The organism is Brevibacillus sp. RS1.1 (assembly GCF_013284365.1).
In the GTDB taxonomy this organism is placed as follows: domain Bacteria; phylum Bacillota; class Bacilli; order Brevibacillales; family Brevibacillaceae; genus Brevibacillus; species Brevibacillus brevis_D.
In genome coordinates this window covers 681,279-695,373 of record NZ_JABSVA010000003.1, presented here as the reverse complement: position 1 = coordinate 695,373, position 14,095 = coordinate 681,279, and the positions used below count along the sequence as shown (strand labels likewise).

Here is a 14,095-nt window from a genome sequence, read left to right as displayed (position 1 = left end):
TCAAATTAAGCTTCCCAAAAACAAAGGAGGATGTAAAATGAATGTCACTTTGAACGTACAGGGAATGTCCTGCAATCACTGCGTCATTTCCATAGAAGGTGCTCTTCAAAAACTAGACGGGGTTAGCAAAGCAACGGTAAGCCTTGCTGACAATCAGGTAAGCGTGACTTTTGATGAATCCGTTGTTTCGCTGGACAATGTGAAAGAGACGATTGAAGATCAAGGATACGATGTCGTTTAAGCAAAAGTTGCGGGAAGGGCTGTGATTGTAGAATGGCAGCCTTTCTTACACCTGTTGATTGACAGAATATTACGAATTCAATCACTCTAGGAGGAATGCCTTTTGAAGCGTGTACAGTTTGCCGTAAGTCCAGAAATTCGTGTCGGCGGTTCTGTGCTTACTCCGGCAGAAATGGTAGTGATCGGTCAAATCGTTGGCGAGGATGCACAAATTGAACTGTCGATCTTTCAGCAGCTGATTATCGAGATGAATGAAGAGAAGGCTGAGGATGCCAAAAAAGCGCTGCGTGAGAAAGGCTTACGCGTGTACGAAACGGGTTCTGTTGTGAAGAATTTGTCTGTCTGTTCTTTTTGCAAAGGAGCAGAGATAGAAGGGCTTGAGGCAGCGAGAAATTTGAATGATACGATAGCAGGGATGGCTGTTCCTTTTACGATGAGAGTCGGTTATACGGGCTGCCCAAATGCCTGTGGAGAGCCGTTGGTAAAAGATATCGGGATCGTCAAGCGAAAAGAAACCTTTGAAATCTACGTCGGAGGCCAATCGAAAACAATGGAGGCCAGAACAGCCGAGCTCCTGGTCGAGCAGGTGAAGGAAGAACAATTATCTTCCATCGTCCAAAGCATCATTTCACTGTATCAGACGCAAGGGAAAAAGAGAGAGAAGTTTTTCAAGTTTGTCGACCGATATGGATTGGAAAATGTCCGAAAAGAATTGGGGCTATCTTCCTGACGGGTGTTTGCGAGAAAGAGTTGAGGAGGAATCTCATTGTCAAGTGCAGAATTGAACATTGTACAGTCTTGTCATACGTCTGATCGAAACAGTCACCACTCGGAAAAAACCAAGCAAAACTTGCAGGCGCGTCTTAATCGGATTGAAGGACAGATTCGCGGGATTAAAGGCATGGTGGAGAAGGATGCTTATTGTGATGATGTCTTGAATCAAATAGCTGCGGTACAATCCGCCTTAAATTCAGTAGGACGTATCCTTTTGGAAGGACATATGAAATCCTGTGTGATAGAACGCATCCAAGAAGGGGACAAAACAGTCATTGACGAGCTGTTAACCACGATGAATAAGCTGATGAAATAAAAGCTTCAGAAATGAAGCTTTTTTATAATGGCGAAAATAAGAAAAAGTGTGAGCCCTCTCGACAGTATCCAGAGGGTTTTCGCGTTCGTTTTGTCCTATTTAGTTGGCGTAGGACATACTTTACAAGGAGGGGAATATACTCGGGGGTGGTATCTTGAGCGCGGTGTATCAGATCCTGATCTACGTCGGTTTCGCTTACGTTTGTTTCACATGGTTTATCTGGCGACGAAAGCAGAGTATCGATCATATGCAAGGCATGATGGGTACGATGTCTGTCAGTATGACGATTGGCTTGATCGGAGGGTTGATCTTCGGCGATGTTTACAGGGGAGACCTTTATGTATCCACCATGTGGGGAATGCTGGCAGGTGGACTGTCTGGTTTTCTGCTAGGAGTTCCTCTGTCGATCCTGAGTATGGTAGAAGGAATCTTATCGGGTGTCATGGGCGGGATGATGGGTGCCATGCTGGGAGAGATGGTACCCAGTGAAAAGGTAGAGCATCTCCTGTTTGTTTTCGTCATGCTCTTCACCGTATGTATACTGCTCGTAGCCAAGCTGATTGATTTTCATAAAAAAGAAACGAAGTGGTCCTCCTTTTTTCATCATCCAAGTACTCCAGCTATATTGCTCCTCGCTGTCTTTTTCTGGTATCAATCCTTACCGTTTCCATCCTCGGCTCTTTTTGCTGGTGATCGCACGACAGAAATCAACCTCACAGCCGTCGACTTTTCCTATAAACCGAACCAATTTACCGTTAAAAAAGATACGGAGATCAAAGTCGTTTTTCAAAATGATGGCAATGTAGAGCACGATATTCAGGTTGTCTCGTATGGGAAAATTGTAACGATTTCAGAATCAAGCAGCGAACATCGTCATGGAGGAATGGCTAAGGACGTTGTACATTTGCACGCCAAACCGGGAGAGTCTGTTGAAACAGTGTGGAAGGCATTGGAGGAAGGAACCTACGAATTTTATTGTAGTATCCCGGGACACAAAGAAAGCGGTATGATTGGGCGTTTGCAAGTGACGGGTTGAAGCAAAGGGGGAGGAAAATGCCTTTCTTATGCGAGCGTTTTTCTTTTTGGGGTAGCAATCACGCCTACTGGGTGGGCTGCATAGTGTAGTCATGAAGGAACAGACATTACAAGTTGGAGGAGGATATTGGCATTGCATTCGCAAACACGCGACTACTTTCCGTACGTTGGTCCCTTCGATCCTTGTCCGCCAATTCGGGTGAAGACGTACCAGGTCCCCCCTCAGCTGTTCATGACATTTCAGCCGGAGAACTTACCACAATATAGCCCGATGGAAGCATTGAAATTAGGTACGTTATGGCCGGCACTTTTTAGCCCCTATGATCCCAGACTGAGTCACTTGGGGAGGGGGCACTCATGACAGCTGAAAATAGATTCGGCGACGACCAATATTACGCATTGCTTGAACAGCTACAAGCGATCGATTTTGTACTAGTAGAGCTCAATCTTTATTTAGATACGCATCCAACCGATCAGAATGCGCTCCAGCAGTTCAATGATTTAACGGAGCAACGCTGGGTTTTGGCAAATGAATATGAGAAATTGTACGGGCCTCTGCAAAATCTTGGCCGTAGTTATTCAGGCTATCCGTGGCAGTGGAATGATGATCCATGGCCTTGGCAAGTTTAGAAGAGAGGGATAACGAAACCGATGTGGATCTATGAAAAAAAACTGCAGTATCCGGTTCGTGTCAGTAAGTGCGATGTGAGAATGGCAAAATATTTGATTGAACAATACGGAGGGGCGGATGGAGAGCTGGCAGCCGCTCTGCGCTATATGAATCAGCGGTATACGATCCCGAATAAAGTGGTCGGATTATTAACGGATATCGCTACCGAAGAGTTTGCGCATCTCGAAATGATTGCCACGATGGTCTATAAGCTGACCAAAGACGCGACTGTGGAAGAGCTGAAGGAAGCGGGACTGGGTGAGCATTACGCCAACCATGATCGGGCGCTCTTTTACAACAATGCCAGTGGTGTGCCGTGGACGGCGGCCTATATCGCTGCCAAGGGCGATCCCATAGCCGACCTTTACGAGGATATTGCAGCGGAAGAAAAAGCCCGCGCGACGTATCAATGGCTAATTGACATGACCGATGATGTTGATTTGCAGGACAGCTTGAAGTTTTTGCGGGAGCGGGAAGTCGTTCACTCTATGCGTTTCCGCGAGGCTGTAGAGATTTTGAAGGAAGAGCAGAATGCGAAGAAGATATTTTGAGGGTGAAAAAAGAGAGCTGGTGGGCTCTCTTTTTTCTAATTTAGTCTATCGCATAGCTGGCGAAGGTTATTGAAGTTGTTAATCTTCGCTAAAATCGTATGGGATCACTATAATGGATTTCTGCCCCCATTTATGAACAAAAATAACCTCGCACTCTAACATTTCTGCAACTTCTCGTAACGGGACCACAAGAATCGTATTATTGTGCAGCTTTGCTTTTGCCGATGCAGTAACTGGGTAATTATTCATTATGAATCGATTACTTCCTGCTGGAATCGTAATCCAAATTGCGCTTCCCGGGTATGTCTCTTTTGTGATTGTTGCGGACTGAGTTGAATCGTCCCATTGAAGAGTAGCACCAAAAGCATCCGCTAAGTCGCGAAGAGGCACATATGTGACATCATTTTCAACCAAGATTAGATCATTAAGCTTTTTATTATTAACTGTCACACTCAGGGCTGTCTACTCATCTATAAAGAAGATCATTCGGAATGACGACGATGGTTTTCTGACCCCCTTTTTGTTCAAAAACAACATAGTAATCCAGCATTTCTACAATATCTCGTAAAGGTACAACCAGGGTAGTGTTATTGTACAGCTTCGCTTTTCCCGACACAGTAGATTCGCGACCTTGATCAATAAAGCGATCACTGCCAACAGGTATGACTATTTGTCTATCGTATTCCATGAAGGTGTCTCTCAGGATGAGCGTTGCCGTTTGGGTAGGATCATTCCACTGGATCGTAGCACCAAGAACGTCGGCTAACTCGCGAAGGGAAACATAAGTGACATCATTTTCAACAAAGGTTTGTTGCACAAGCTTTTTATTATTTACGGTCACATTCACTGCTGAGTCGTCTTTATAAGGAGCAGAGTTATCGCGGAGAATCAAAATACTAATTTTTCTGATGTCATTTATGTCTTTAAACCTAGAATCAATAAAATCTAAGGGCAGTTCAAATTTTGCTTCTACAAAATGTCCCGGCTCTAGCTTCAACGATGAATTGATAACAGTGTGGCTAGTTTCGGGGTAGAAGTGGTCCATTCCGTTTTTGCCCGCAAATGAGAGACCTGCGTAGCTAAAATTTGTAGCGGTTGCTTCACCTAGATTAAGTAATAGGGCATAAATAAAAAACGTGTTGTTGTCCTCTGATCTTCCATAAATCATTGAATCTACAATGACATTTGCCTTGAGTTCTGCCCCTTCAGACTCTGGAACTGAAGCAAAGAAAATAAAAAAGATTGCAAGAAAGCACGCTAAAAGTCTAACCATTTTCCCCATTTCAAATCACCCCAAGATTGAAAATATCATGATAGAAAAGCCTTCAGGAAAGAAGGCTTTTCCCTCACACATCCATAATAATCGGCAGGATCATGGGTCTGCGCTTTGTTTTGGCATACACGAATTTCCCAATCGATTCCCGCATTCCTTGCTTCAGGCGGTTCCACTGACTCACATTCGCTTCCTGCAAATTGGTGATCACCTCGGATGCAAGGCGAGTCGCTTCTTCCAACAGGCCCTCTGATTCCGGGGCATGAATGAATCCGCGAGAAATAAGGTCAGGACCCGACAAAATTTTGCCGTCAGTTTTACTGCGCGTCACAACGATTACGAGAATGCCATCTTCCGAAAGATGTTTGCGATCCCGTAATATTCCATTCCCTACATCTCCGATTCCTAAACCATCCACCAAGGTATTGCCAGCAGGGATTTTTCTTTCCTGCACAGCCACACCATCCTGAATATCCACGACATCCCCATTATTTATTATGAAAATGGACTCGAAATCAACGCCGACGGATTCAGCCAACTGACGATGTTGATGGAGCATCCGATACTCGCCGTGAATGGGGATGAAGTATTGTGGCTTCATGAGAGTGAGCATGAGCTTCAACTCTTCCTGGAAGCCATGACCGGATACATGCATGCCAGTTCCAGAGCCATATATAACGTTGGCTCCCATAATAAACAAGTTGTCGACGATGCGCGCTACATTTCGTTCGTTCCCTGGAATGGGGGAAGAAGAGAGGATGACGGTATCGCCACGTTCTACTTTTACGTGCCGATACCCGGAGGTCGACAACCGTGATAAAGCAGCCATGGGTTCGCCTTGACTTCCAGTGCATAGAATAGCGACACGGGCCGGATCGAGCTCGCCCACTTCTTCTATTTCCACCAGCATGCCTTCTGGTATATGCAAATAGCCTTGTTCCGAAGCGATTTTGACCACATTGACCATGCTTCGACCCAATAATGCCAGCTTTCGATTCGTCGCTTCTACGGCATCAATGACTTGTTGAAGCCGGTATACATTGGAGGCAAACGTCGAGACAAATATTTTCTGCTGTGCCTTACTGAAGGCTTCTAACAGACGATCGCCCACGTGTTTTTCTGATGGAGTAAAGCCTGGGCGCTCCGCATTGGTACTCTCCGACAACAAGGCCAATACACCTTTCTGCCCGATTTCAGCCATTCTGTGCAAATCGGGGGATTGCTTATGCACTGGAGTTAAATCAAATTTAAAATCGCCCGTATGCACAATAGCGCCTGCTTTTGTTTCAAATACAACACCCAAGCAATCTGGAATGCTATGGTTCGTCTGAAAAAAGCTGATTGTGAGCGAGCCAAATGAAATGGTAGAGTCACGATCGATGGAGATGAGGGTGGACTGACGAAGCAAATTATGCTCCTTCAGCTTTAATTCGATAAGACCTAACGTTAAGCGGGTACCGTAAACAGGGACGTTTAATTGTCGCAAAAAATATGGGATACCCCCGATGTGATCCTCATGCCCATGCGTGACGATCAAGGCACGTACTTTTTCTTGATTTTCTAGCAGATAACTAATGTCCGGTATGATCAGATCAATTCCTAAATAACTCTCATCCGGAAACTTCGAGCCACAATCGATGAGGACAATTTCATCCCCATATTGAATGCCATACATGTTTTTGCCGATTTCATATACTCCTCCTAAAGCAAAAATAGAAAGAGTTTCATTCCATGCATTCATACGCAGTAATGACCTCCCTAAAGGATCTTGTGGTTACTTTTACCTATTGGAATGCTGAGTATGTATCGATAACAGGTGAGATCAAGAGGTAAAAATGGATGAATGAAGCAATCAGGAGTCGGGCACACTGGGGTAAGACTCATTTTGGAAGGGAGCAGCTCCGGTGAAAACCAAACGATTTCTTTTCCGCTTGTTTTTATTGATTGCCATTGCGGCTGGTGTGGAATGGTTTGTGTACGCGAACCAACAAGCGCAAACCGAAGCGGTAGCAAACGAGTCGCACGCTCATCATGCAGCGCCGACACTCGCTGTGACGCATACCCTTGTAAAAGATGATTTGCAACTCAAATTGGCTGTAACGAACTTTTCTTTTTCCCTCGAAAACATGGGGAAAGAAAACAAGCACGGGGAAGGCCATGTTCATTTGTACCTCGATGGCAAAAAAATCGCCAAAGTATTTGAGCCTAGCTATGTCATGAAGGATATCCCTGCTGGGAAGCATGAGGTCAAGGTAGAATTGGCACATAATAACCACGAGTCGTATGGTGTAGCAGAGAGCTTTTCCATTGAGGTAAAGCCCTGATAAGCAAGGGTAACTGTTGGGAAAAGGAAAAAAGCCGACTTCGATGCGCCTTGTGGCTTTCGAACTGTCGGCTTTTTTCGTGAATAGACTAGCGCATGAGCACGCTGACTTTTGCTTGCTGGTCTGGCAGGGCAATTACCAAGGTCGGGTAGCTGATGACTTGGATTTTCATCGAACCTGGAGCTGGTGCTTGTACCCGAACGTGTACGGCGAAGTCATGAGGGCCAGTCCGCTTGACTTGGTCCGCCACTAAACGATATCCTCCTGTAGGGCGCTGTCCTGCACCCACGACTACATAGGATTTTCCATTGGCACGAACAATAGTGTGTCCGCCATTTTTTCGAACTGTCTTCAAAGCTTCCTGAACAGCCGGTGGATAGGGAGCAGCAACGGCCTCATAACCAGCTTTGACTTGTACAGCCTCTTTCGCCACAGGCTCAGATACGATAGGATGTTGAGGTGACAAGACTTGTGTACCGGTTACTGCCAAGGTTGCGGTTAAGAGTAAGCTAGGAAATACTTGCAACATCAAGATCCCTCCAATTGATAAAAGTAATGAATCGATCATCATATAGACTGAGGTGACAGGCGTGCGTGTGAAGGATTCGCTGGAATACCTGTCCGAATCAACGCGACAAGCGATTCTACATGAACAAACCAAACGATATCAGATTGCCGAAGAGCAAGATTTAACAGCGAGATTATTGGACCCCGTTTTTATTGGCAAAGCATGGGAACAGGCAGATGAACTGGAACGAACCGTTATCCGGCTTTTCGTAACCAAAGCGACGAGAGGCTTTTTTAGCAAACGAACGTGGGAACGCGAAACGGCAAAAGAGCACAGGCATCTGTCAGTCGGCTTGACGAAATTGCGACGGCTTGGACTGATCTTGACTGTACGGAAAATGTGGAGTGAAATCGGCTATTTGATGCCACAAGAGGTTCGGGAACAGTTGACGAATCAAATGCTGCCGGAAGCCTCTCAGGCTTTCGTTTCTCTTTCAAAAACGCTCCCTTATTATATATCAGCAGGCAGAGGGATACAGCTGGATCTTTTTGGGCTTTTGTTGTTTGTTCGAGACAACCACATTCCCATTACGCAAAAAGGAAGCATTCATCGCAGGATGTCGCAAAAAATGCTGCCGCTACTCTCGTTTACAGACGAGCATGTAAAAGGAATCGTGATTCCGCCGCTCGATCAGGAACAAAGAGAGGGCTTATCCTTGACGGTTGTTCTGGATATTGCGCTTAGACTTGGCTTGGTGTATAGGGAGGAGCGAGAACTCGTACTCGATCTCCATCGAACGAAGCAATGGCTGCATCAACCGCCGCTCGTACGTTGGGAAGAGTTGTATCAACTCGTCATGGAACAATTTTTGCCGCACGGTGACTGGTGGGAATTTTTCATTCAATTGATGAAACAGGTTCCTGTCGAGCAGTGGTGTTCCATTCATGAACAATTACGCATGCTAAAAGAAGTAGGATTTCCTTTGCCAGACAATGCAGAGGAGCTGATTGTGGAGCAATGGTTGCATATACTGTTAGGCATGGGATGGATTCAGCTCGGAATGGACGAGGAGCGCGGGATTTTTTGGCGTTGGAGCAGCTTGCCGCGATTATCGTCGGAGGAAGGCTGGTTTGTGGACCCCACAGGTGCCATTACAATCCCTCCGCTTGTCCCGTTGCTGGATGTATGGGAGATCAGTCAATTTTGCCAGCTCCAATTTGATGGGCAATTGATTCGGGGTGAATTGCAAGCAAGGCTGTTGCAAGCGTATTTGGCTCAAGGAGGGACGGAGGAGCAAGTCATTGAAAAGCTCCGGGCCTCCTGTGTTCATCCGTTGCCTGAGAGCTTGGTTGAGGTTGTAAGCCAATGGGCGAGAACAGCGAGGCAGATTCAAATGGAGCCGTACTTCCTCGTGCGGACAGCACATGCCGGATTTCTGGAGGAATGGCGCGAAATACCTGACTTTCGTCCATTTCTTACCCAAATAGTCACGCCAACTACTTTTTTGATTCCGTTCTCGCAGGAAAAAGAATTAATCCGTTTACTACGACAGTTCGGTTATGAGCCGCAAGTGCTATCACATATTGCTAGTGCAAGTAAAGAGCTCCAGCCACTCCCAAACAGTCACACGGGGAATAAGGGCTTGCTACTCATCGAACGGCCTTGGGACGGTTATGCTATAGAAAACACGTTCCCTGAGCAAAATGAGCAAATCGCAGCTCTTCCCAAAATGTGGACGAAGCATTTTCAATCGTACCATCCACAATCCATGCGGGATTTGTTTAAGCGCGCAATCGAACTGAAGCTGGAAGTCGAGATTCAGCAAGGTGGAAAAGATAAGCTGCGTGGGCTACCGACAGAAGTACGCCTGGAAATGGGGTACTGGATGGTTACGATTGCTGGACAGGGAGGCAAACAGTGTTACCGTCTCGATAGCATCGAGCGAGTGCGCATTGTAGTGCCCGAATATCTGTACTAAGGGTGTGCATCGTGATACAATCAGGAATGACGTAAAGTTTCAAGCTTTGCGGCGAAAGGAGGTCTCGCTTTATGGAAACATTGGAAGCAGTGGATATGACGCAGTTGATCATGGGTTCTCATGAGCTGTCCACAATGATTAACCAATCGCGCGAGGTCTCGGAGTATCTGGAGGCCAAACGCCAAATGGAAGCAGATGAGGAAGTGCAACGTCTGCTCGTCGTGTTCGAGGCTAAGAAGGAACAGTACGAAGATGTGCAACGGTTCGGGAAGTATCACCCGGATTACAATCATATATCCAAAGAAGTACGGGAACTGAAGCGCAACATTGAACTGAGGGATTCCGTACAGGCGTTCAAGCGAGCAGAGGATGCTCTGGATGAGCTCTTGTATCAGGTGAGTAGAACCATTGCTCATTCCGTCTCGGAAACGATCAAGGTTCCAAGCAACAATCCATTTTTAGAGGCGCAGGGCAGCGGTTGCGGAACAGGCGGAAGCTGTGGATGTAGCGTGAAAAAGCCATCGTAATTTACGCTGTTCCCGATTCATTTTGGCGTAGCAGAAAGCAGTCTTCACAAAGATTGCCGCAGCAAAACTGTTTTTCGTCAGGTACGCGAAAGCGGAAGCGATATACATGCTGCACGTCATCAGAACGCACGTAAATGCATTCTGGCTGTAATTTGGTATCAGTGGTCAGGCGCTCTCCTGTTTCCATGAGCTGGTTTGTAAGCAGAGGAGCAGGGAGCGTACTGCATACATAGAAAAAGAGCTGGCCCGCATAGGTTTGCCAACTGCTATGGGTCACGATTTTTTCGCGGTGAAGCGCTTCCTCGAATTGTTGATAAAACGTAGCCAGCATAGACCACGATTCCTTTCTGTATAAGCTTTCACCAGTAAGTATACCACGATTAGGAAGGAGACCGACGGCAAAACATGAGAGAGCGACGTCTGGGGGTCGCCGTGTGGGTGAAAAACACGCGTGCCGCCAAAAATTTACGCAAATTTGGCACCATTCATTACATCTCCAAGCGATTAAATTACGTTTCGATGTATGTGGATGCCAATTTGTTGGACGAAACGATTCGCATTATGGAGAAGCTGCACTTTGTAACGAAAATTGAACGTTCCCATCGCCATGAGATCCCGGTAGAGTACAACAATGCCAGACCGGATAAGGCAAAGGAATACGATTATAAACAAGAAAAGAACCAGGTAATGGCACTAGCAGAGACCTTACAGACAGAAGAAAGCAGTCAAGCAACCGTTGGTTCGACATAGTTGTTCATAAGCTGCCATTTTTCGGCAGCTTTTTTGCTTTTGTTAAACTGGCGTACATGGTATGCTAAAGTGGAAGAAAACGAGAAGCCACGCGTATGAATGCGTTTTCAAAAGATAGAGTAGCGAAAGAAAGGTGAGCATACATGATTCATCTGGATATTAACTGCGATATGGCAGAGGGCTTCAGCAGAGGTCGACAATCAGAGGATTTGGGGATTATGAAATGGATCACCTCCGTTAATATTGCTTGCGGATTGCATGCAGGGGATCCCCATATTATTTGCAGAACAATCGAAGCTGCACTCAAGCATGATGTGAAAATCGGGGCACATCCCGGCTATGCAGATATTCAAGGCTTCGGACGTCGTTCGATGAACTTGTCTGTCAATGAAGTGTATGAGCTGGTGTTGTATCAAATTGCAGCCTTGGCAGGCACTACAAAAGCACTCGGCGGAGAGCTTCACCATGTGAAATTGCATGGCGCGCTATATAACGAAGCGGCCGAACGGCCAGAGCTCGCCGAAGCGGTTGTCCAAGCCATTGCGGATATTGATGAAGATCTGATCCTCTATGCACTCTCAGGCAGTAAGCTTGTAGAGGCTGGCTTGGAACACGGGCTTCAGGTGGCAGAGGAAGTATTTGCAGAGCGGGCTTATTTGCCGAATGGTCGATTGGCCCCGCGTGATCTGGAAGGAAGCGTGCTGATCAGCAAGGAAGAACGCATGGAGCAGACACGTCAGCTCGTTTTAAAACAAAGAGTAATGACGGTCAATGGCGAGCACATTGACTTGGCGGCCGATACCCTTTGTGTCCATCACGAGAGCCATGACGTCCTGCAATTCCTCGGCGAAGTACATAAGTGGGCAAAACAAAACGATGTGAAGATTGAACCAATCACAGCTCGATAGGTAAAAAGCCATCCAGCAATGCCATCCCATTATCGGGAAATGGACGTTGCTGAATGGCTTTTTTCATTTTTTCGTTCTTTGATTGTGCCATTATCGATCAGGAAAATGACATCAGCGAGCTTCTCGGCTTCTTCACGATCATGGGTGACCAGCAGAAAAGGGATGTTCCACATGGCGTGAAGGCGAAGCAACTCATCCTGGCATTGTTTACGCGTATCCGCGTCCAGCGCCGATAACGGCTCATCAAGGAGCAGAATGTCTGGTTCAGTCGCAAGTGCACGTACGAGTGCCACCCGTTGTTTTTGTCCCCCGGATAACTGGTGAGGATATTTTTGCATCAGATGATCGATTCCCACTGAGGACAACAATGGAGCCAAATTCAGTTCATGCCCCTTTTTTAAGCCGTATCGAACATTTTGCTCGACGGTCATGTGAGGGAACAGTGCATAATCTTGAAATAAATACCCGATGCTGCGTTTTTGTACAGGAAGCGGCTTCTGTCCTTCGCGATAAAAGATGTTCTCGTTTAATTGGATCTCGCCAGTATCGGGATGAACCAGACCTGCAATACTGTTCAATATCGTTGTTTTGCCAGAGCCGGATGGTCCAAACAGCACAGCAATTTCCTTTTGCACCGTAAAGGACACATCCAAAATAAAATCAGGCAAACGCTTCTGTATATCGAGAAAGAGCAATTCCCATTCACCTGCCTTACTTTTGATTGGCGTACCTGCGCACATTGCGACGACTCCACCAATTCAGCCAGAGAGTCGTACCCATCCCCAAGGAAACAATAATGACGACCCAAAACAATGCCTTATCCATTTGACCAGCCTCAACAGCAAAATAAATGGCGACGGGAATCGTATCGGTTTTTCCAGGGATGTAGCCTGCGAGCATCAGCGTAGCACCAAACTCCCCTAAGCCACGGGCAAAAGAAAGAACAAACCCAGCCAACAGGCCAGGCCAAGCCAAGGGAAAGGTAACGGTCCAGAATAAGCGCCATTCCGAAGCTCCCATCGTGCGTGCCGCATTCTCCAAACGACGATCCACTCCTGTGAAGGCAGCGACTGCACTTTGATACATCAGCGGAAAGGAAACGACAATCGAGGCAATAACGGCTCCTGTCAGCGTAAAGACGACGGTAATATTGAACCAATCATGCAGAACCTGACCGAGAAAACCGTTTTTCCCAAAAAGCAGCAACAGACCGAAGCCAACAACAGTGGGGGGGAGAACAAGCGGAAGCAAAAAGAAGGACTCCAGCACATTCTTCCCCCAAAAATCCTTTTGTGTCATCCACCTTGCAGAAACCATCCCGAGGATAAAAACAAAGGAGGTGGAGAGCGCAGCTACTTTAAGGGAGAGCATCAATGGAGTAAGATTGGTTTCAATCACGCTTGCCACCTCCCATTCCATTCCGTTGGTTTATTGAAACCCGTACTTCTGTAAGATCGCTTTTCCTTTGTCGCTTGTCAAGTAGGCTAGAAAAGCTTTTGCTGCATCTTGGTTCTTCGATGCGCTGACGACCGCACCTGGATAAACGATCGGCTTGTGCCATTCAGGCTTGGCTGTCGCCAATATCTTAACATCTTTCGAAGCGGCAGCATCACTGGAATAGACAATACCGACATCGGCGTTACCGGATTCTACGAAGGTCAAAACTTGGCGAACATCGCTGCCAAATACCATTTGTGCGGAAAGAGAATCCCACATTTTCAGTGTATCTAATGTTTCTTTCGCATATCGCCCAGCGGGGACTGTCTCAGGCTCGCCGACGGCAATATGCTTGATCGCTGCGTTGTTCAGTTCTTCAAAAGAAGAGATAGCGACAGCACTTTTGTTACCTGCAATGAGCACAAGCGAGTTTTTCGTGAAGTCTTGGCGTGTGTCTTTGGCGATCAGTTGCTGTTCCTCTAGACCGTCCATGTCTTTTTTACTAGCAGACAAAAATACGTCAGACGGAGCACCTTGCGTAATTTGTGTGGCGAGTTTGCCCGAGCCTCCGAAGTTAAAGGTGAGGGTCGTTCCCGGGTGTTCGGTTTCGTATTGCGATTTCAACTCATTCAAGGCATCCGTCAAGCTAGCAGCAGCAGAAATCATCAGTTCTACCTTTGCTGCATCGGTTTTGGCTGGCTCACTTGCTTGTGGTGCGGTTTGTGTTGTCGAGCAAGCAGTTAGCATCAAGCAAAATGCTGTCAATATGGCAAACCAGTGCTTCTTCATAAAAAAAACCTCCAT

The 14,095-nt window shown here is 46.6% G+C and carries 20 protein-coding genes; 12 read left to right on the top strand and 8 right to left on the bottom strand.

Translation table 11 applies throughout. The annotated features are described in order from the left end of the window. Positions 1-37 precede the first annotated feature (37 nt). The 7 genes from copZ (at position 38) to HP570_RS13770 (ending at position 3,586) form a co-directional block, all read left to right on the top strand. A complete protein-coding gene (copZ, locus tag HP570_RS13800; RefSeq protein ID WP_007725825.1) occupies positions 38-241 on the top strand; it encodes a copper chaperone CopZ in 204 nt (67 codons plus the stop codon). A 102-nt stretch (positions 242-343) separates the two neighbouring features. Further along, positions 344-970 carry an NAD(P)/FAD-dependent oxidoreductase gene (locus HP570_RS13795; RefSeq protein WP_173626061.1) on the top strand — a complete coding sequence of 209 codons (627 nt, stop codon included), beginning with the start codon at positions 344-346 and terminating at the stop codon, positions 968-970. A gap of 36 nt (positions 971-1,006) precedes the next feature. Further along, positions 1,007-1,330 carry a metal-sensitive transcriptional regulator gene (locus HP570_RS13790; RefSeq protein WP_087343856.1) on the top strand — a complete coding sequence of 108 codons (324 nt, stop codon included), beginning with the start codon at positions 1,007-1,009 and terminating at the stop codon, positions 1,328-1,330. 163 nt (positions 1,331-1,493) lie between these two features. After that, positions 1,494-2,366 (top strand): cupredoxin domain-containing protein, encoded by an 873-nt coding sequence (locus HP570_RS13785; protein ID WP_173626159.1) that lies wholly within the window; start codon positions 1,494-1,496, stop codon positions 2,364-2,366. 132 nt (positions 2,367-2,498) lie between these two features. Continuing rightward, complete coding sequence (locus HP570_RS13780; protein ID WP_012685974.1) at positions 2,499-2,726, top strand: spore coat associated protein CotJA; 228 nt, start codon at positions 2,499-2,501, stop codon at positions 2,724-2,726. Further along, complete coding sequence (locus HP570_RS13775) at positions 2,723-2,995, top strand: spore coat protein CotJB (RefSeq protein ID WP_142496255.1); 273 nt, start codon at positions 2,723-2,725, stop codon at positions 2,993-2,995. Before HP570_RS13780 ends, HP570_RS13775 begins: the two co-directional genes overlap by 4 nt. Before the next feature lie 21 nt (positions 2,996-3,016). After that, on the top strand, positions 3,017-3,586 hold the full coding sequence (locus HP570_RS13770; protein WP_012685975.1) for a manganese catalase family protein: 570 nt from the start codon (positions 3,017-3,019) through the stop codon (positions 3,584-3,586). Positions 3,587-3,664: 78 nt separating this feature from the next. Here the strand turns inward: HP570_RS13770 and HP570_RS13765 are convergent, their stop codons facing one another. From HP570_RS13765 to HP570_RS13755, 3 genes are all read right to left on the bottom strand, one after another. Next, a complete protein-coding gene (locus tag HP570_RS13765; protein WP_309139195.1) occupies positions 3,665-4,036 on the bottom strand; it encodes a copper amine oxidase N-terminal domain-containing protein in 372 nt (123 codons plus the stop codon). A gap of 16 nt (positions 4,037-4,052) precedes the next feature. Further along, positions 4,053-4,868 (bottom strand): copper amine oxidase N-terminal domain-containing protein, encoded by an 816-nt coding sequence (locus HP570_RS13760; RefSeq protein WP_173626060.1) that lies wholly within the window; start codon positions 4,866-4,868, stop codon positions 4,053-4,055. A 64-nt stretch (positions 4,869-4,932) separates the two neighbouring features. After that, on the bottom strand, positions 4,933-6,600 hold the full coding sequence (locus HP570_RS13755; protein ID WP_173604292.1) for a ribonuclease J: 1,668 nt from the start codon (positions 6,598-6,600) through the stop codon (positions 4,933-4,935). A 163-nt stretch (positions 6,601-6,763) separates the two neighbouring features. Here HP570_RS13755 and HP570_RS13750 point away from each other — a divergent pair, with 163 nt between their 5' ends. After that, entirely contained in the window at positions 6,764-7,183 is a 420-nt protein-coding gene (locus HP570_RS13750) for a thioredoxin domain-containing protein (RefSeq protein ID WP_173626059.1), read from the top strand. 88 nt (positions 7,184-7,271) lie between these two features. On the opposite strand, the gene HP570_RS13745 is transcribed toward HP570_RS13750, so the two are convergent. Beyond that, positions 7,272-7,712, bottom strand: a complete 441-nt coding sequence (locus HP570_RS13745; protein ID WP_173604290.1) for a protease complex subunit PrcB family protein — start codon at positions 7,710-7,712, stop codon at positions 7,272-7,274. 61 nt (positions 7,713-7,773) lie between these two features. On the opposite strand from HP570_RS13745, the gene HP570_RS13740 reads away from it, so the two are divergent. Both HP570_RS13740 and HP570_RS13735 read left to right on the top strand, forming a co-directional pair. After that, positions 7,774-9,669, top strand: a complete 1,896-nt coding sequence (locus tag HP570_RS13740; RefSeq protein WP_173604289.1) for a hypothetical protein — start codon at positions 7,774-7,776, stop codon at positions 9,667-9,669. A gap of 71 nt (positions 9,670-9,740) precedes the next feature. Beyond that, positions 9,741-10,196: a YlbF/YmcA family competence regulator gene (locus tag HP570_RS13735; protein ID WP_012685982.1), complete on the top strand. Its 456-nt coding sequence runs from the start codon at positions 9,741-9,743 to the stop codon at positions 10,194-10,196. A 1-nt stretch (position 10,197) separates the two neighbouring features. Here HP570_RS13735 and HP570_RS13730 read toward each other — a convergent pair whose 3' ends face one another. Continuing rightward, entirely contained in the window at positions 10,198-10,527 is a 330-nt protein-coding gene (locus HP570_RS13730) for a hypothetical protein (protein ID WP_173626058.1), read from the bottom strand. Between the two features lie 74 nt (positions 10,528-10,601). Between HP570_RS13730 and HP570_RS13725 the strand changes: the two genes are divergently transcribed. After that, positions 10,602-10,946: a YlbG family protein gene (locus tag HP570_RS13725; protein ID WP_007725782.1), complete on the top strand. Its 345-nt coding sequence runs from the start codon at positions 10,602-10,604 to the stop codon at positions 10,944-10,946. A 143-nt stretch (positions 10,947-11,089) separates the two neighbouring features. Then, positions 11,090-11,854, top strand: a complete 765-nt coding sequence (locus tag HP570_RS13720; RefSeq protein WP_016739869.1) for a LamB/YcsF family protein — start codon at positions 11,090-11,092, stop codon at positions 11,852-11,854. A gap of 29 nt (positions 11,855-11,883) precedes the next feature. On the opposite strand, the gene HP570_RS13715 is transcribed toward HP570_RS13720, so the two are convergent. The 3 genes from HP570_RS13715 to modA are packed head-to-tail and all read right to left on the bottom strand — an operon-like array spanning position 11,884 to position 14,080. Beyond that, on the bottom strand, positions 11,884-12,549 hold the full coding sequence (locus tag HP570_RS13715) for an ABC transporter ATP-binding protein (protein ID WP_173626158.1): 666 nt from the start codon (positions 12,547-12,549) through the stop codon (positions 11,884-11,886). Positions 12,550-12,565: 16 nt separating this feature from the next. After that, a complete protein-coding gene (gene modB, locus HP570_RS13710) occupies positions 12,566-13,252 on the bottom strand; it encodes a molybdate ABC transporter permease subunit (protein ID WP_173626057.1) in 687 nt (228 codons plus the stop codon). Between the two features lie 30 nt (positions 13,253-13,282). Continuing rightward, positions 13,283-14,080 carry a molybdate ABC transporter substrate-binding protein gene (modA, locus tag HP570_RS13705; protein ID WP_173604286.1) on the bottom strand — a complete coding sequence of 266 codons (798 nt, stop codon included), beginning with the start codon at positions 14,078-14,080 and terminating at the stop codon, positions 13,283-13,285. Positions 14,081-14,095: the final 15 nt, after the last annotated feature.